The sequence below is a fragment of the Bacillus sp. 22190 genome, from assembly GCF_052045575.1.
Lineage (GTDB): Bacteria > Bacillota > Bacilli > Bacillales > Bacillaceae > Bacillus > Bacillus altitudinis.
On sequence record NZ_JBQEPF010000002.1, the window covers coordinates 194,548 to 211,084 of the forward strand.

A 16,537-nucleotide genomic window follows, 5' to 3' on the forward strand; every position below is an offset into this window, starting at 1 on the left:
ATGTTGGATGTTATTTCATAAGATATCACACCTTTTCGTGAAAGCCGCTAACCGATGAGCGGCTTTTCTTGATTTCGATTGAATCTTTACAGCCCTATTGATATAATCTAACCTAGCGCAACCCGCGTTTTATAGTAGGAGTGATAGATTGTGACAGATAAAGAAAAACGATTAGAACGGCAATCAAGAATTCGAAATTTCTCCATTATCGCCCATATTGACCATGGGAAATCCACATTGGCTGACCGTATTTTGGAAAAAACAGCGGCGATTACGCAACGAGAAATGAAAGAACAATTACTTGATTCCATGGACTTAGAGCGTGAACGCGGCATTACGATCAAATTAAACTCTGTCCAGCTGAAATATCAGGCGAAGGATGGAGAAGAATATATTATGCACCTGATTGATACACCAGGGCATGTCGACTTCACCTATGAGGTATCTCGAAGCCTAGCTGCCTGTGAAGGTGCAATTCTTGTGGTGGATGCAGCACAAGGCATTGAAGCACAGACACTAGCGAACGTTTATTTAGCTCTTGATAACAACTTAGAAATCCTGCCGATCATTAACAAAATTGATCTGCCGAGTGCAGAACCTGAACGTGTAAGACAAGAAATTGAAGATGTCATCGGGTTGGATGCATCTGAAGCTGTTCTTACCTCTGCTAAGGCGGGCATCGGGATCGAGGATATTTTAGAACAAATCGTCGAAAAGGTGCCGGCACCAGCTGGAGATCCGGAAGCACCACTTCAAGCCCTCATTTTTGATTCTCTCTACGATGCGTATCGTGGCGTCATTGCTTACATACGAATTGTCGAAGGAACCGTCAAACCGGGTCAAAAAATCAAGATGATGGCGACAGGCAAAGAATTTGAAGTGCTTGAAGTCGGCGTATTTACACCGAAAGCAATGCCAACAGACGAACTCACTGTTGGAGATGTTGGCTATTTAACAGCTGCCATTAAAAACGTTGGTGATACACGAGTAGGGGATACGATCACAAGTGCGGTAAACCCTGCGAAAGAAGCTCTGCCTGGATATAGAAAGCTGAACCCAATGGTGTACTGCGGCCTTTATCCAATTGACACAGCGAAATATAACGACTTGCGTGAAGCGTTAGAAAAGCTTGAATTAAATGATTCTTCACTTCAATATGAGGCAGAGACATCCCAAGCACTTGGCTTCGGCTTCCGCTGCGGCTTCCTTGGCATGCTTCATATGGAAATCATCCAAGAACGGATTGAACGTGAATTTAAAATCGACCTTATTACGACAGCGCCAAGTGTTATTTACGATGTGTATATGACAGACGGAGAAAAAATCGTCGTAGATAACCCATCCAATTTGCCTGATCCGCAAAAGATTGAGCGAATTGAAGAGCCATACGTGAAGGCAACAATGATGGTGCCAAATGATTATGTTGGTTCTGTGATGGAGCTTTGCCAAGGAAAGCGCGGCAATTTCATTGATATGCAATATCTTGATGCAAACCGCGTAAGTATTGTGTACGAAATTCCTCTGGCAGAGATCGTATACGAATTCTTTGATCAATTAAAGTCCAATACAAAAGGGTATGCATCCTTTGATTACGAGCTGATCGGCTATCGCCCATCCACTCTAGTGAAAATGGATATCATGCTTAATGGCGAAAAAATCGATGCGCTTTCCTTTATTGTTCACCGCGATTATGCATATGAACGCGGAAAGATCATTGTAGAAAAGCTGAAAGAACTGATTCCGCGCCAGCACTTTGAAGTACCAGTTCAGGCAGCGATCGGTCAAAAGATTGTTGCACGGTCTACCATTAAAGCAATGCGCAAGAACGTACTAGCGAAGTGTTATGGTGGAGATATTTCCCGGAAAAGAAAGCTTCTTGAGAAGCAAAAAGAAGGGAAAAAGCGCATGAAGCAAGTGGGTTCTGTAGAAGTCCCACAAGAAGCATTTATGGCCGTGCTGAAAATGGACGACAGCACACCGAAAAAATAACATCCTCAAGGCAACCTGCTTTACAATGCTCGCCTTGACGTTTATAGTCGAAAACAAACGAAGAGGCCGCAGCGATAAACTGCGGCTCTTTACCTGTAAAGAAGGTGTCAATAATTGAAAGCAGCATACATTCACATTCCATTTTGTGAGCACATTTGTCACTATTGTGATTTTAATAAATTTTTCATTAAAACCCAGCCGGTCGATGAATACTTAGCCGCTCTTGAAAAAGAAATGCAGCACACGATCGATCAAAAAGGGGAGCAAGAACTAAAGACGATCTTTATTGGCGGAGGAACCCCGACATCACTCACAACCAGCCAGTTAGATCAGCTTATGGACAGTATTCACCGCGTATTAAAACCAACCAAAAACTTAATCGAGTTTGCAGTAGAAGCAAACCCAGACGAACTATCGCTTGAGAAATTGAATGTCTTAAAATCAGCAGGCGTTAATCGGCTGAGCTTTGGTGTTCAAACATTTGAAGATGACCTGCTCAAAAAAATCGGACGGGTTCATCAAAAGAAAGATGTTCTCACATCTTTCGAGCGAGCAAGAGCAGTTGGGTTTGACAACATTAGTCTTGATCTTATGTTTGGTTTGCCTCATCAAGAGAAGCATCATGTCATGCATTCACTACAGACCGCTTTTTCATTAGGTGCAGAACATTATTCGGTTTATTCGCTGATTGTCGAGCCAAAGACGGTCTTTTACAATTTGATGCAAAAAGGGAAACTGCATTTACCACCGCAAGAACGTGAGGCTGAAATGTATGAGCTCGTCATGGATGAAATGGAGCGGCATGGACTCAAACAATATGAGATTAGCAATTACGCCAAACCAGGTTTTGAAAGCCAGCATAACCTCACCTATTGGAGCAACGAAGATTACTTTGGTTTTGGCGCAGGAGCGCACGGGTATGTAGATGGCGTCCGTAATGTGAACGCTGGACCAGTGAAGCACTACTTAGAGCTCATTGAACAAACAGGGTTTCCATATAAGGAAACGCATCAGGTGACAAAAGCAGAACAGATTGAAGAAGAAATGTTCTTAGGTTTGCGGAAAATTGAAGGCGTGAAAAGTGCTCACTTTCAAGCGAAATTTGGAGCATCACCAGTAGCACTCTTTCCCGCCATTCTTGAAGAATTAGCAGAAAAAGGTCTCATTGAACAGGATGAGATTGGCATTCGTTTAACAAGAAAAGGAAAATTGTTAGGGAATGAAGTATTTCAAGCGTTTCTCGGTGAGTTATAATTGACATTTTAATTTGAGTTTGGTAATTTTGTTTATACAATTAGCACTCGTTGAAAGAGAGTGCTAACAGGGGTGATGATGATGTTAACAAATCGTCAGCTTTTGATTCTACAAGTCATTATTAATGACTTTATTCGTTCGGCGCAGCCAGTTGGATCAAGGACTCTTTCCAAAAAAGAAGACATTACATTCAGCTCTGCGACGATTAGAAACGAAATGGCTGATTTGGAGGAACTCGGTTTTATTGAAAAGACCCATTCTTCATCAGGAAGAATTCCTTCCGAAAAAGGATATCGTTATTATGTAGATCATTTGCTCTCTCCGCGAAAACTGTCATCTAAAGAGCTTGTGCTCATCCAGTCAGTATTTCAGGAGAAAATTTTTGAGCTGGAAAAAACAGTTCAAAAATCGGCGGAAATTTTATCAGATCTCACAAACTACACATCGATTGTCCTTGGTCCAAAGCTAAGTGAAAATCGATTGAAGCAAATTCAGCTTGTCCCTGTCCAGCCTAATAAAGCAGTAGCGATTATGATTACAGACAGCGGGCATGTTGAAAACAAAACCATTACCTTCTCTGAGCATCTTGATGTCTCCGATATTGAGAAGCTAATGAATATTTTAAACAGCCGCTTAGCCGGAGTCCCGATGGATCAGCTGAAGGACAGGATGTATAAAGAAGTAGTGATGCTCCTTCGCACGCATTTAAAAGACTATGATCATATTTTAGATGCACTTGGTAACACATTCACTTCAACACAAAATGAATCAAAACTTTTCTTTGGCGGGAAGATTAATATGTTGAACCAGCCAGAGTTTCATGACATTGACCGCATTCGTTCACTCATGATGCTGATTGAACAAAAGAACGATGTCATGCAGCTGTTTCATCCAAATCAGCAAGGAATCACCATTAAAATCGGTTCAGAAAACAATTTGGAAGCAATGGAGAACTGCAGTTTAATCACAGCAACTTATGCGATTGATCAAAAATCACTCGGCTCCATCGCTGTCATTGGTCCAACCCGTATGGATTACGGGCGAGTCGTTAGTCTTTTGCATCATGTATCAAAAGACTTGTCAAACGCACTTTCCAATTTGTATGATGAGTAGGGTGATAAAAGGTGGGGGCACAGCCCCTTCGTATAATTGAATCTTTTGAGGGAGGTGAACACAATGTCAGAAGAAAAACAGACACCTGAGCAAGCAGCAGAGGTTGAAGCACAAGAAGAAGCAGTTCAAGCAGAAACTGAGGAAGTAAAGCACGATGAACAGTCTGCCTTCCAAGAGAAGATTGATGAATTGCAGCAGCTTCTAGATGAAAAAGAAAACAAAATTCTGCGTGTTCAAGCAGATTTTGAAAACTATAAACGCCGTGCTCGAACTGAAGTGGAGACCGTGCAAAAATATCGTTCTCAACATGTTGTCAGCGACCTTCTCCCAGCTCTCGACAACTTTGAAAGAGCGCTTGGAATCGATCCAGACAATGAGCAGACGAAAAGTTTGTTAGAAGGTATGCAAATGGTTTACCGCCAGCTGGTAGAAGCGTTGAAAAATGAAGGCGTTGAACCAATTGAAGCTGTCGGCAAAGAGTTCGATCCAAACCTTCATCAAGCCGTCATGCAAGTTGAAGATGAAAACTACGATTCAAACATCGTTGTAGAAGAATTGCAAAAGGGCTATAAACTCAAAGACCGAGTTATTCGTCCATCAATGGTAAAAGTAAATCAATAACTACATAATGGGAGGTCATCGAATATGAGTAAAATCATTGGTATTGACTTAGGAACAACAAACTCATGTGTTGCAGTACTCGAAGGCGGCGAGCCAAAAGTTATTGCAAACGCTGAAGGAGCACGTACAACACCATCTGTTGTCGCTTTTAAAAATGGAGAGCGCCAAGTAGGTGAAGTAGCGAAACGTCAATCAATTACAAACCCGAACACCATCATGTCTGTTAAAAGACATATGGGTACAGATTATAAAGTAGAAGTTGAAGGCAAGAACTACACGCCGCAGGAAATCTCTGCAATCATCCTTCAACACCTTAAATCTTACGCTGAAGCTTATCTTGGCGAAGAAGTAACAAAAGCGGTTATTACAGTTCCTGCTTACTTCAACGATGCAGAGCGCCAAGCAACAAAAGATGCTGGTAAAATTGCTGGTCTTGAAGTAGAACGTATCATCAACGAACCAACAGCAGCTGCACTTGCTTATGGTTTAGATAAAACAGATGAAGATCAAACGATCCTTGTATATGACCTTGGTGGCGGTACATTTGACGTATCGGTCCTTGAACTTGGAGACGGCGTCTTTGAAGTACGCTCAACTGCTGGGGACAACCGTCTAGGTGGAGACGATTTTGACCAAGTCATCATCGATCATCTAGTGGCTGAATTCAAAAAAGAAAACGGCATTGATCTTTCTAAAGATAAAATGGCGCTTCAGCGTTTAAAAGATGCTGCTGAAAAAGCGAAAAAAGATCTTTCTGGTGTATCATCTACACAAATCTCACTGCCATTTATCACAGCTGGAGATGCAGGTCCTCTTCACCTAGAATTAACGCTAACGCGAGCTAAATTCGAAGAGCTTTCTGCAGACCTTGTAGAGCGTACAATGACACCTGTACGTCAATCACTGAAAGATGCTGGTCTATCTGCTAGCGAGATTGATAAAGTCATCCTTGTTGGTGGATCAACTCGTATTCCTGCAGTACAAGAAGCAATCAAAAAAGAAACAGGTAAAGAGCCTCATAAAGGCGTAAACCCTGATGAAGTAGTTGCACTTGGTGCGGCAATTCAAGGTGGAGTTATCACTGGAGATGTCAAAGACGTTGTTCTTCTTGACGTCACACCACTTTCTTTAGGAATTGAAACAATGGGCGGCGTATTCACAAAGCTGATTGAACGTAATACAACCATTCCAACAAGTAAATCTCAAGTATTCTCAACGGCTGCTGACAACCAAACTGCTGTAGACATTCACGTCTTACAAGGTGAGCGTCCAATGGCAGCAGACAACAAAACATTAGGTCGTTTCCAATTGACTGATATCCCGCCAGCACCACGCGGCGTACCACAAATCGAAGTATCTTTTGATATCGATAAAAACGGTATTGTCAACGTACGTGCGAAAGATATGGGTACAGGCAAAGAGCAAAACATCACAATCAAATCTTCTTCAGGTCTTTCTGATGATGAGATCGAAAAAATGGTCAAAGAAGCAGAAGAAAATGCTGAAGCAGATGCAAAGAAAAAAGAAGAAATCGAAGTGCGCAATGAAGCAGATCAATTAGTGTTTACAACAGAAAAAACATTAAAAGATCTTGAAGGCAAAATCGATGAAGAGCAAGTGAAAAAAGCGAATGATGCAAAAGATGCACTAAAAGCTGCGATCGAAAAAGGCGAGCTTGAAGACATCAAAGCGAAAAAAGATGAGCTACAAACAATCGTTCAAGAACTAACGACAAAGCTCTATGAAGAAGCTGCAAAACAAGCACAAGCTCAGCAAGAAGGCGCTGAAGGTGCTCAAAAAGCAGATGACAATGTAGTGGATGCAGAATACGAAGAAGTAAACGACGATCAAGAGAAAAAATAATCACCTTTACTTTTGAAAAAGACTGCTGAAACGTACTCGTCAGAAAGTCAAAGTCAGGATCTCTTGGCTTTGACTTTTTTCTTTTCAACGATGAAAAGGAATTGAAAAAGATCAATTTAAAATGATACAATCGTATTTATGTGAGAAAATCGGGAGTGTGAAGAGATGAGTAAGCGTGATTACTATGAAGTGCTTGGCGTGAGTAAGAGCGCCTCAAAGGACGAAATCAAAAAGGCATACCGCAAGCTTTCAAAAAAGTATCACCCTGATATTAATAAAGAAGCTGGCTCAGATGATAAATTCAAAGAAGTAAAAGAAGCCTATGAAACCCTTTCTGACGATCAAAAACGTTCACATTATGACCAGTTCGGTCACACCGATCCAAACCAAGGATTTGGTGGCGGCGGATTTGGCGGTGGAGGAGACTTTGGCGGCTTCGGCGGCTTTGATGACATCTTCTCTAGTATTTTTGGCGGCGGAGCCAGAAGAAGAGATCCAAATGCACCGCGTCAAGGAGCGGACCTTCAATATACAATGACCCTTTCATTTGAAGAAGCGGCATTTGGGAAAGAAGCAACGATCGAGATTCCCCGCGAGGAATCATGTGAAACGTGTCATGGATCAGGTGCAAAACCTGGAACACAGGCGAAGACATGCTCACATTGCGGCGGATCAGGTCAACTAAATGTCGAGCAATCCACGCCATTTGGTAAAGTAGTCAACCGCAGAGTATGTAACTACTGTAGCGGAACTGGTAAACAAATTGAACATAAGTGTTCAACATGTGGTGGATCTGGTAAAGTGCGTAAGCGTAAGAAAATCAATGTGACGATCCCAGCAGGTGTGGACGATGGTCAGCAGCTTAGAGTATCTGGTCAAGGTGAACCAGGTGTAAATGGAGGACCTCCAGGCGATCTATTTGTTGTTTTCCATGTGAGGGCGCATGAATTCTTCGAACGAGATGGAGATGACATCTACTGCGAAATGCCGCTTACCTTTGCGCAGGCTGCACTAGGTGATGAAATTGAAGTGCCGACATTACATGGGAAAGTCAAATTAAAAGTTCCCGCGGGCACACAAACGGGTACGAAGTTTAGACTCAAAGGAAAAGGTGTAAAAAATGTACGCGGTTATGGTCAAGGCGATCAGCATATCGTTGTACGCGTCGTAACACCGACGAATTTAACTGAAAATCAAAAAGATATCATTAGAAAATTTGCTGAAGTGAGCGGAAATAAACCGGACGAACAAGAAATGAGCTTTTTCGATAAGGTGAAACGCGCATTTAAAGGCGAGTAAGACGGATAAGGAGTTGGTAGTATTGAAGTGGTCAGAAATTAGCGTCCATACAACAAATGAAGCGGTGGAACCGATCACCAATATTTTGCATGAAGCAGGTGCAAGTGGTGTCGTGATTGAGGACCCGCTTGATTTAGTCAAGGAACGTGAAAATGTATACGGTGAGATCTACCAGCTCGATCCGAATGATTATCCTGAGGAAGGGGTTATCGTCAAAGCCTACCTTCCGATGAATAGCTTTTTGATGGAAACGGTAGATGAGATCAAAGAAGCCATCAACAATCTTCTTCTATACGATATTGACCTTGGACGAAATACACTGTCAATTTGTGAAGTAAACGAAGAAGAATGGGCGACTGCATGGAAGAAATACTATCATCCTGTGAAAATCTCTGAGAAATTTACCATCGTCCCAACATGGGAAGAGTACACACCCGTTCATTCTGATGAATTGATCATCGAAATGGACCCTGGAATGGCATTTGGAACCGGTACACATCCAACAACGGTTCTTTGCATTCAGGCGCTTGAGCGCTATGTGAAGGAAAACGACACGGTGATTGACGTTGGAACAGGATCTGGCATTTTAAGTGTTGCCGCTGCAATGCTCGGTGCAAAAGACATTCATGCATTTGATCTCGACACCGTTGCAGTGGAAAGTGCAAAGCAGAACATCGAATTAAATGGTGTGAGCGACCAAGTAACGGTAAAACAAAACAATTTACTTGATGGGATTTCAGGTGAACGCGATGTGATTGTGGCCAACATCCTTGCAGAGGTCATCTTGCGCTTTACAGATCAAGCGTATGATCTATTGAAGAAAGACGGTTACTTTATTACATCAGGCATTATCGGACAAAAGAAATTACAAGTCAAAACGGCTTTAGAAGAAGCCGGTTTTGAGATTGTTGAAGTGCTGTCAATGGAAGATTGGGTCAGCATTATAGCGAAAAAATAAAGCGAGTAGGTGTCAGGACACGTATGCAACGATATTTTATCGACCTCACAAAAGAAGAAGTGACGGAAAAGGGACACATCGTCATAAAGGGTGAAGATGTTCATCACCTTGCAAACGTCATGCGGATGAAAGCAGGAGAAGACATCCTTTGCTTAACGACAGACGGCTTTGAAGCGCTCAGTAAAATTGATACAATAACAAAGGAAGAAGTGATTTGTCACTTGGAAGGCTGGACGAATCAGAATCGAGAACTTCCGATCAAGGTGACGATTGCAAGCGGTCTGCCAAAAGGGGATAAGCTTGAATGGATTATCCAAAAAGGCACCGAGCTTGGCGCAAGTGCTTTTATTCCGTTTCAAGCGACTCGTTCGATTACAAAACTTGACCAAAAAAAGTCATTAAAAAAACGAGATCGCTGGGAAAAAATTGCGAAAGAAGCTGCCGAGCAGTCTTACCGGAATATCATTCCGCGCGTTCATCCAGTATCAACATTTAAAGAGCTGATTCAACTGGCCGGTGAATTCGATAAATGTGTCGTTGCATACGAAGAATCATCGAAAGAAGGCGAGCAAAGCCGGTTTCAAACGGTGCTCCAACAGATGAAGGGCGGACAAACCTTATTAGTGGTTTTTGGTCCAGAAGGCGGTTTAGCAGAAAAGGAGATTGAAGAACTTGAAGCGCATGGTGCAGTCATTTGCGGGCTTGGACCACGCATTTTAAGAACAGAAACAGCTCCTCTTTACGCGCTTTCTGCTATATCTTATCAAACAGAGTTATTAAGAGGTGAATCATGATGGGAACAGTAGCGTTCCATACACTTGGCTGTAAGGTCAATCACTACGAAACAGAAGCCATCTGGCAACTGTTTAAAGAAGCTGGCTATGAAAGAAAAGATTATGAATCAAAAGCAGACGTATATGTCATTAATACATGTACTGTCACCAATACAGGCGATAAAAAAAGCCGCCAAGTCATTAGAAGAGCCATTCGTCATAATCCGGATGGTGTCATATGTGTAACTGGCTGTTACGCACAAACGTCTCCGGCAGAAATCATGGCGATTCCTGGTGTTGATATTGTGGTTGGCACACAAGACAGACATAAACTGCTTGGTTATATTGAAGAATACAGAAGAGAAAGACAGCCGATCAACGGAGTTGGCAATATCATGAAAGCACGGGTCTTTGAAGAACTAGATGTTCCTGCGTTTACTGACAGAACACGTGCTTCATTAAAAATCCAAGAAGGCTGTAACAATTTCTGTACATTCTGCATTATCCCTTGGGCTCGCGGATTACTGCGTTCTCGCGATCCAGAAGAAGTCATCAATCAAGCGCAGCAGCTTGTCGATGCTGGCTACAAAGAAATTGTATTAACAGGTATTCATACAGGTGGATACGGTGAAGATTTAAAGGATTATAACTTTGCTAAGCTTCTGAAAGAATTAGATGAACGTGTGGCGGGATTAAAACGAATCCGCATTTCATCCATTGAAGCAAGTCAAATTACAGACGAAGTGATTGAAGTGCTCGATCAGTCAGATAAAATTGTGAGACACTTGCACATTCCGCTTCAATCTGGCTCTAATACTGTACTGAAAAGAATGCGCCGTAAATACACAATGGAATTCTTTGCAGAGCGTTTAACGAAGCTCAAAAAAGCATTGCCAGGTCTTGCTGTCACTTCAGATGTGATCGTTGGATTCCCAGGAGAAACAGAAGAAGAATTTATGGAAACTTACAATTTTGTCAAAGACCATCAATTCTCTGAGCTCCATGTGTTCCCTTACAGCAAACGGACAGGTACGCCTGCTGCAAGAATGGAAGATCAAGTAGATGAGAATGTGAAAAACGAACGCGTTCACCGTCTAATCGCTCTTTCTGATCAGCTTGCGAAAGAATATGCATCGGCATATGAAGGCGATGTCTTAGAGATTATTCCAGAAGAATCTTTCAAAGAACAAGACGGAACGCACAATCTGTATGTAGGATATACTGATAACTACATGAAGGTCGTATTTGAAGGAACAGAGGACATGATCGGCCGTTTGGTGAAAGTGAAGATTACGAAAGCAGGTTATCCTTATAACGAAGGACAATTCGTCCGTATAAGTGATGACGTGCAGACGGATCAAGTGAGAATGACCTCATAATGAATGAAAAACCGGCAGCCATTAGGCAAGCCGGTTTCTTTTATGTTGACCGATTCGGAAGAAGGAACAAAATCAAGGCGTAAAAAGGGCGGATGAACGGGAAAAAGAGGAGAGAACTTGCAACATTAAACAGCAGACTAAAGTGCGCAATCTGCTGGGCAGGAGAGCTTGCTAAAAGCGCAACAAACTCTGTGATAAAGGCGAGAAAAGGAAGACATAAAAGAACACCTAGAACATTAAACACGACGTGTGCATACGCGGTTTGGCGGGCTGCATAACCGCCAGAGATAGCAGCCATCACGGCAGTGATACATGTTCCGATATTGGACCCTAAAACAAAGCTAATGCCTTCTTTTAGAGCGACAGTCCCTTCATTCATAAATCCCATCAAAATACCGATACATACAGAGCTTGAATGAACAATCGCGGTGAGAACTGTACCAGAGAGAAGAGCTGTCCAATCGGAGTTCTGCATCATTTCAAGAAAACGCAGTGTCTCTGGCTGACTGGTCATCATACCTGCAATTTTTGAAAAACCTTGAATACAAAAAAAGATCATGCCAAGCCCAAATAAACTTTTTCCTGCATATCGAAAAGACTTCCTGCCCAAAATGATACATAAAAGACCAGCTGCAATCAGAACCCACATAAACACGTCCATCTTAATGGCAATAAATTCTGTCGTAAATGTTGAGCCGATATTCGTTCCAAGAATCATGGGTATGGATTTTTTAAACGTGAGAATGCCTGTACTCACAAAGCCGATAACGATGACCATAAACGCCGAACTGCTTTGAAGAACCCCTGTAAACACAATACTGACCAAGAATGCTTTGACTGGATGATCTGTAAAGAGAAGAAGAGATTTCTCAATACGAGACGACGTGAGCGTCATTAATCCTTTCCTAAGCAAACCCATTGCCCATAAAAAAATGAAAATAAGTGCACAAAAATAAATGATCGCCATCATAGAAAAGTCCTCCTCTTACCAATGAATATATGGACTTGTCTACCTGCTCATGACGAAAATATATTTCCAAATCACTTAGTTGACCTCAACCTAGGCTTATATTATAATGTCTAGGTACATGTTTTGCATGTATATCTTTTTTTAATGCAGTCGATTGGTGTATTCGGAGGGAGGGAAAGAGAATGTCAAAAACGGTCGTTAGAAAAAACGAATCGCTTGAAGATGCTCTTCGTCGCTTTAAACGCAGTGTATCCAAAACTGGAACATTGCAAGAAGCAAGAAAGCGTGAATTTTATGAAAAGCCTAGCGTAAAGCGTAAGAAAAAGTCTGAAGCTGCTAGAAAACGTAAATTCTAAAGAGGGTGGATTTTATGAGTCTTCTTGAGCAATTAAATTCTGATATGAAGCTTTTTATGAAAAACCGAGAGAAAGACAAGCTTCTTGTCATTCGTATGGTAAAGGCTTCACTGCAAAATGAAGCAATAAAGCTTAAGAAAGACAGTTTGACCGGAGATGAGGAACTAACCGTCCTTTCCCGCGAGATTAAGCAACGTAAAGACTCCCTCCATGAATTTTCGAAAGCTAATCGCTTAGATTTAGTAGATAAAGTTCAAAAAGAGATTGACATTTTAGACGTTTATTTACCTGAACAGCTTTCTGAAGAAGAACTGCAGGCGGTTGTGAAAGAAACAATCGCCGAAACCGGTGCTTCATCGAAAGCTGATATGGGTAAAGTGATGAGCGCTATTATGCCAAAAGTAAAAGGTAAAGCTGATGGTGCTGTGATTAACAGACTTGTCAGCGAGCAACTGTCTCAATAAAAAAGTATCCTTCTCATGTTAGAAGGGTACTTTTTTTATGCCTCCATAAACCTGTCATATAAAAATGAAACCTATGATACATTTGTAACGTATGTAAAGGAACGGTAAAATGAAAGAAAGAGAGGGGGGATCACCAAATAGATGAAAAAAATGAAAATTTCTATTGCTCTCTTCAGTTGTTTTATAATATGCTTGTTATTAGGGGTTCAATTGACCGCGAAATCAGCAGATCAGAAAGTTCATGTTATCCCAATTGAAGATACAGTAGAAAAAGGACTTTCTAAATTCATTGAACGATCATTTGAGCAGGCAAAGTCGGAACGGGCGAAGCACATCATTCTCGACATCAATACACCAGGTGGTGCAGTCGATGCGGCGCTTGAAATAGCCGATACCATTCGTGCATCCGATATCCCAGTGACAGCGTTTGTGAATCATAGAGCGCTTTCAGCCGGGGCATTCATTGCCTTAAATGCCGATCAAATTTATATGACCCCAAACGGAAAGATGGGGGCTGCTGCGATTATTGATGGTGAAGGCAACGCTGCCGATCAAAAATCTGAATCTCTATGGCTTGCTGAAATGAGTGACGCTGCTGAAAAGCAGGGGCGTGATCCAAAATATGCTCTTGCGATGGCAGATGTAGATATAGACGCAAAAGAAGCTGGTGCACCAAAAGGAGAATTGCTGACCTTTAACACAGATCGGGCACTTCAGTTCGGTTATGCAGAAGGAGAAGCGAAAAATATGGATGACTTGCTTCAGAAGCTGAACTTAGCAGATGCTTCTGTTCAATACGATGAAGTGAGCTTTGCTGAAAAGGTTGCGCGTTTTCTCACGCATCCGATCGTCATTCCTATCCTTTTATCCATCGCGAGCTTAGGGTTAATTGTTGAATTATATTCTCCCGGCTTTGGGGTCCCAGGCACCATGGGAGTCACAGCGCTTCTTCTATTCTTTTATGGTCATCTCGTGGCAGGTTTTGCAGGATATGAGACATTGTTCCTGTTTTTGGCAGGGATTGTGTTGATCATTCTGGAATTATTTTTGCCAGGGGGAATCGTGGGTGTCATTGGACTAATCTGTGTCGTTGTCAGCTTATTTTTAGCAGCTGGAAGCTTTACAGAAATGGCGATTTCCATCTTGATTGCCACTGCTGTTTCAATCATAGCAGTTATTTTATTGACAAAGGTGTTGGGGAAACGTATGAAATTTTTTAAAAAGTTCATTTTAACCGATTCAACCAATAAAGAAAGTGGTTATGTCTCAAATGAAACAAGAGATGATCTTGTAGGACAAATCGCAGTGACAGCAACAGCACTTCGTCCATCTGGTACGATTGTATTCGGAGACGAGCGCATTGATGTTGTGTCAGAAGGTGCTTTTATCGATAAGGATGAACAAGTAAAAATTGTGAAAGCGGAAGGCTCACGCATTGTCGTGAGGAAAGTATAGATATACTGATTTTATAGGAGGAATAAAATGGATCCATCTACTTTACTATTATTTGTGATTATCGCAGCAGGTTTGATCGTTCTATCGATCTTCTTCACCTTTGTACCGGTGATGCTGTGGATTTCTGCCCTAGCGGCTGGCGTAAGAGTGAGCATTTTTACACTTGTAGGAATGAGGCTTCGCCGAGTGATTCCAAACCGAGTGGTCAACCCGCTCATCAAAGCGCATAAAGCAGGTCTTGATGCGACGATTAACCAATTAGAAAGCCACTATCTTGCAGGTGGTAACGTAGACCGAGTTGTCAACGCACTGATCGCAGCTCAGCGTGCGAATATCGAATTGAACTTTGCTCGCTGTGCGGCAATCGACCTAGCAGGCCGTGACGTACTTGAAGCTGTCCAAATGAGTGTAAACCCTAAAGTCATTGAAACACCATTTATCTCAGGTGTTGCGATGGACGGGATTGAAGTAAAAGCAAAAGCACGTATTACAGTTCGTGCAAACATTGACAGACTTGTCGGTGGTGCAGGGGAAGAAACGATCATTGCTCGTGTAGGTGAAGGGATTGTTTCGACAATCGGTTCATCAGATAATCATAAAAAGGTTCTTGAAAATCCTGATATGATTTCTCAAACGGTTCTTGGTAAAGGATTAGATTCAGGTACAGCATTTGAAATTCTCTCGATTGATATCGCAGATGTTGATATCGGTAAGAATATCGGGGCGATCCTGCAGACAGACCAAGCAGAAGCCGACAAAAACATTGCACAGGCGAAAGCAGAAGAACGCCGCGCGATGGCTGTTGCACAAGAACAAGAAATGCGTGCGAGAGTTGAAGAAATGCGCGCGAAAGTAGTAGAAGCAGAGGCTGAAGTACCACTTGCAATGGCCGAAGCACTACGTGAAGGTAATATTGGAGTTATGGACTACATGAACATTAAGAATATCGATGCTGATACGGATATGAGAGATTCATTTGGCAAAATGACAAAAGGTCCATCTGATAATGAAAACAAATAAGCATCCTCTCACGCTTTAAGGAGGGAGCCCATTGGACATTCTATTTGAAAATCCGTTACTAATAGCGATTATCATCGGTATTATCTCTGCGGTCTTTGGGAAAATCGGTAAACAAGAGGAGAACGAACAAAAGAACCAGCAAAACAAACCGGCTCCTCAGCGTAAACCAGTGCCGCAAAAGCAAACAAAGCAAACGAGTCCAGATTCAGTCGTGACGGATCAGCTGGACGATTTCGGCGATGTACATGATCATGGCGGGATGAAGAAACAAGGTTCACAGTCCTTACAGGATCGTTATACAGCTACACTTGCCGAAATGGAAGAAAGAAAAAGCGAGCTGAATAAAGAGTTTCAATCGCTTGAAAGAGAACTTACAAGGCCAAAGGCAGCATCTGCTGGAATGAAGCCGAAAATGATTGAGAAACTCAACCAAGATACGGTCGTTCAAGGGATGATCCTTGGTGAAGTATTTGGAGAGCCTCGTGCGAAAAAGCCGCATCGAACGATGAAACGACCATATAAAAGATAAAGAAGTAAGCCCCCTCATCCTTAAGGGGGCTTTTTTGTTGTGTAATGGAGACTTTTCTTAGTCAAAATGATGAAACGGCTGTTTTACGGGATTCATTAGCATGATATGAACCGCTGAGGAATAGGATGATATAGAGGCTTTCTCATCAGTCTCACCATCTTTCAGTTTGATCTCATACACATGAGGTGGGAAGGGGTTCTTATTGAATGGGAAAAAGAAAAAATCAACTTAAAGCATGGCTGACAAGAACACTTGAAATCCCTCCGGACGTGATGATGGATCTTCCCCGTATTACGATGGTTGGCAGACTCCATATTTACATAGAGAACCATAAAGGGCTTTTACTTTTCAGTGATCAAGAGGTAAGGCTGATGCTCAAGCAAGGACAGTGCATTATTTCAGGAAAAGACTTTGTGATTAAAACGATTTTGCCAGAAGAGATCTTATTAGAGGGGAAAATCGATGAGGTCCGTTATATTGATTCTTAACTGACG

General features: G+C 42.1%; 16 protein-coding genes. 15 read left to right on the plus strand and 1 reads right to left on the minus strand.

Annotation, left to right across the window (positions count from 1 at the left end; translation table 11 throughout):
• Positions 1–150 precede the first annotated feature (150 nt).
• The 9 genes from lepA (at position 151) to mtaB (ending at position 11,249) form a co-directional block, all read left to right on the plus strand.
• A complete protein-coding gene (lepA, locus tag ACTJKA_RS03875) occupies positions 151–1,989 on the plus strand; it encodes a translation elongation factor 4 (protein WP_008342476.1) in 1,839 nt (612 codons plus the stop codon).
• Between the two features lie 114 nt (positions 1,990–2,103).
• The gene (hemW, locus tag ACTJKA_RS03880; RefSeq protein ID WP_440607637.1) at positions 2,104–3,243 is read left to right on the plus strand and encodes a radical SAM family heme chaperone HemW; all 1,140 of its coding nucleotides are present in this window, start codon (positions 2,104–2,106) and stop codon (positions 3,241–3,243) included.
• 81 nt (positions 3,244–3,324) lie between these two features.
• On the plus strand, positions 3,325–4,356 hold the full coding sequence (hrcA, locus tag ACTJKA_RS03885; protein ID WP_008342473.1) for a heat-inducible transcriptional repressor HrcA: 1,032 nt from the start codon (positions 3,325–3,327) through the stop codon (positions 4,354–4,356).
• Between the two features lie 63 nt (positions 4,357–4,419).
• On the plus strand, positions 4,420–4,977 hold the full coding sequence (gene grpE / locus ACTJKA_RS03890; protein ID WP_008342471.1) for a nucleotide exchange factor GrpE: 558 nt from the start codon (positions 4,420–4,422) through the stop codon (positions 4,975–4,977).
• Positions 4,978–5,001: 24 nt separating this feature from the next.
• Positions 5,002–6,840, plus strand: a complete 1,839-nt coding sequence (gene dnaK, locus ACTJKA_RS03895; RefSeq protein ID WP_008342469.1) for a molecular chaperone DnaK — start codon at positions 5,002–5,004, stop codon at positions 6,838–6,840.
• Between the two features lie 165 nt (positions 6,841–7,005).
• Positions 7,006–8,139: a molecular chaperone DnaJ gene (gene dnaJ / locus ACTJKA_RS03900; RefSeq protein ID WP_008342467.1), complete on the plus strand. Its 1,134-nt coding sequence runs from the start codon at positions 7,006–7,008 to the stop codon at positions 8,137–8,139.
• 22 nt (positions 8,140–8,161) lie between these two features.
• Positions 8,162–9,097: a 50S ribosomal protein L11 methyltransferase gene (gene prmA, locus ACTJKA_RS03905; protein ID WP_019743216.1), complete on the plus strand. Its 936-nt coding sequence runs from the start codon at positions 8,162–8,164 to the stop codon at positions 9,095–9,097.
• 23 nt (positions 9,098–9,120) lie between these two features.
• Positions 9,121–9,891, plus strand: a complete 771-nt coding sequence (locus ACTJKA_RS03910; RefSeq protein ID WP_046344016.1) for a 16S rRNA (uracil(1498)-N(3))-methyltransferase — start codon at positions 9,121–9,123, stop codon at positions 9,889–9,891.
• Positions 9,891–11,249 carry a tRNA (N(6)-L-threonylcarbamoyladenosine(37)-C(2))-methylthiotransferase MtaB gene (mtaB, locus tag ACTJKA_RS03915; protein WP_017367626.1) on the plus strand — a complete coding sequence of 453 codons (1,359 nt, stop codon included), beginning with the start codon at positions 9,891–9,893 and terminating at the stop codon, positions 11,247–11,249. Before ACTJKA_RS03910 ends, mtaB begins: the two co-directional genes overlap by 1 nt.
• Positions 11,250–11,289: 40 nt before the next feature.
• On the opposite strand, the gene ACTJKA_RS03920 is transcribed toward mtaB, so the two are convergent.
• Entirely contained in the window at positions 11,290–12,219 is a 930-nt protein-coding gene (locus ACTJKA_RS03920) for a Na/Pi symporter (RefSeq protein WP_113747176.1), read from the minus strand.
• A 182-nt stretch (positions 12,220–12,401) separates the two neighbouring features.
• Here ACTJKA_RS03920 and rpsU point away from each other — a divergent pair, with 182 nt between their 5' ends.
• From rpsU to yqfC, 6 genes are all read left to right on the plus strand, one after another.
• A complete protein-coding gene (gene rpsU / locus ACTJKA_RS03925) occupies positions 12,402–12,575 on the plus strand; it encodes a 30S ribosomal protein S21 (RefSeq protein ID WP_003152957.1) in 174 nt (57 codons plus the stop codon).
• A 14-nt stretch (positions 12,576–12,589) separates the two neighbouring features.
• Positions 12,590–13,039 (plus strand): GatB/YqeY domain-containing protein, encoded by a 450-nt coding sequence (locus ACTJKA_RS03930; protein ID WP_017358018.1) that lies wholly within the window; start codon positions 12,590–12,592, stop codon positions 13,037–13,039.
• 141 nt (positions 13,040–13,180) lie between these two features.
• Positions 13,181–14,494: an NfeD family protein gene (locus ACTJKA_RS03935; protein WP_007501318.1), complete on the plus strand. Its 1,314-nt coding sequence runs from the start codon at positions 13,181–13,183 to the stop codon at positions 14,492–14,494.
• A 27-nt stretch (positions 14,495–14,521) separates the two neighbouring features.
• On the plus strand, positions 14,522–15,514 hold the full coding sequence (gene floA, locus ACTJKA_RS03940) for a flotillin-like protein FloA (protein WP_007501317.1): 993 nt from the start codon (positions 14,522–14,524) through the stop codon (positions 15,512–15,514).
• Positions 15,515–15,545: 31 nt separating this feature from the next.
• Entirely contained in the window at positions 15,546–16,043 is a 498-nt protein-coding gene (locus ACTJKA_RS03945; RefSeq protein ID WP_113747177.1) for a hypothetical protein, read from the plus strand.
• A 206-nt stretch (positions 16,044–16,249) separates the two neighbouring features.
• Positions 16,250–16,531: a sporulation protein YqfC gene (gene yqfC / locus ACTJKA_RS03950; protein WP_003217398.1), complete on the plus strand. Its 282-nt coding sequence runs from the start codon at positions 16,250–16,252 to the stop codon at positions 16,529–16,531.
• Positions 16,532–16,537 lie beyond the last annotated feature (6 nt).

Bases quoted from the DNA above. Each gene is read 5' to 3' on its own strand.
- hrcA (WP_008342473.1), top strand. From the start codon at position 3,325: ATGTTAACAAATCGTCAGCTTTTGATTCTACAAGTCATTATTAATGAC.
- grpE (WP_008342471.1), top strand. From the start codon at position 4,420: ATGTCAGAAGAAAAACAGACACCTGAGCAAGCAGCAGAGGTTGAAGCA.
- dnaK (WP_008342469.1), top strand. From the start codon at position 5,002: ATGAGTAAAATCATTGGTATTGACTTAGGAACAACAAACTCATGTGTT.
- dnaJ (WP_008342467.1), top strand. From the start codon at position 7,006: ATGAGTAAGCGTGATTACTATGAAGTGCTTGGCGTGAGTAAGAGCGCC.
- ACTJKA_RS03910 (WP_046344016.1), top strand. From the start codon at position 9,121: ATGCAACGATATTTTATCGACCTCACAAAAGAAGAAGTGACGGAAAAG.
- mtaB (WP_017367626.1), top strand. From the start codon at position 9,891: ATGGGAACAGTAGCGTTCCATACACTTGGCTGTAAGGTCAATCACTAC.
- ACTJKA_RS03920 (WP_113747176.1), bottom strand. From the start codon at position 12,219: ATGATGGCGATCATTTATTTTTGTGCACTTATTTTCATTTTTTTATGG.
- rpsU (WP_003152957.1), top strand. From the start codon at position 12,402: ATGTCAAAAACGGTCGTTAGAAAAAACGAATCGCTTGAAGATGCTCTT.
- ACTJKA_RS03930 (WP_017358018.1), top strand. From the start codon at position 12,590: ATGAGTCTTCTTGAGCAATTAAATTCTGATATGAAGCTTTTTATGAAA.
- ACTJKA_RS03935 (WP_007501318.1), top strand. From the start codon at position 13,181: ATGAAAAAAATGAAAATTTCTATTGCTCTCTTCAGTTGTTTTATAATA.
- floA (WP_007501317.1), top strand. From the start codon at position 14,522: ATGGATCCATCTACTTTACTATTATTTGTGATTATCGCAGCAGGTTTG.
- yqfC (WP_003217398.1), top strand. From the start codon at position 16,250: ATGGGAAAAAGAAAAAATCAACTTAAAGCATGGCTGACAAGAACACTT.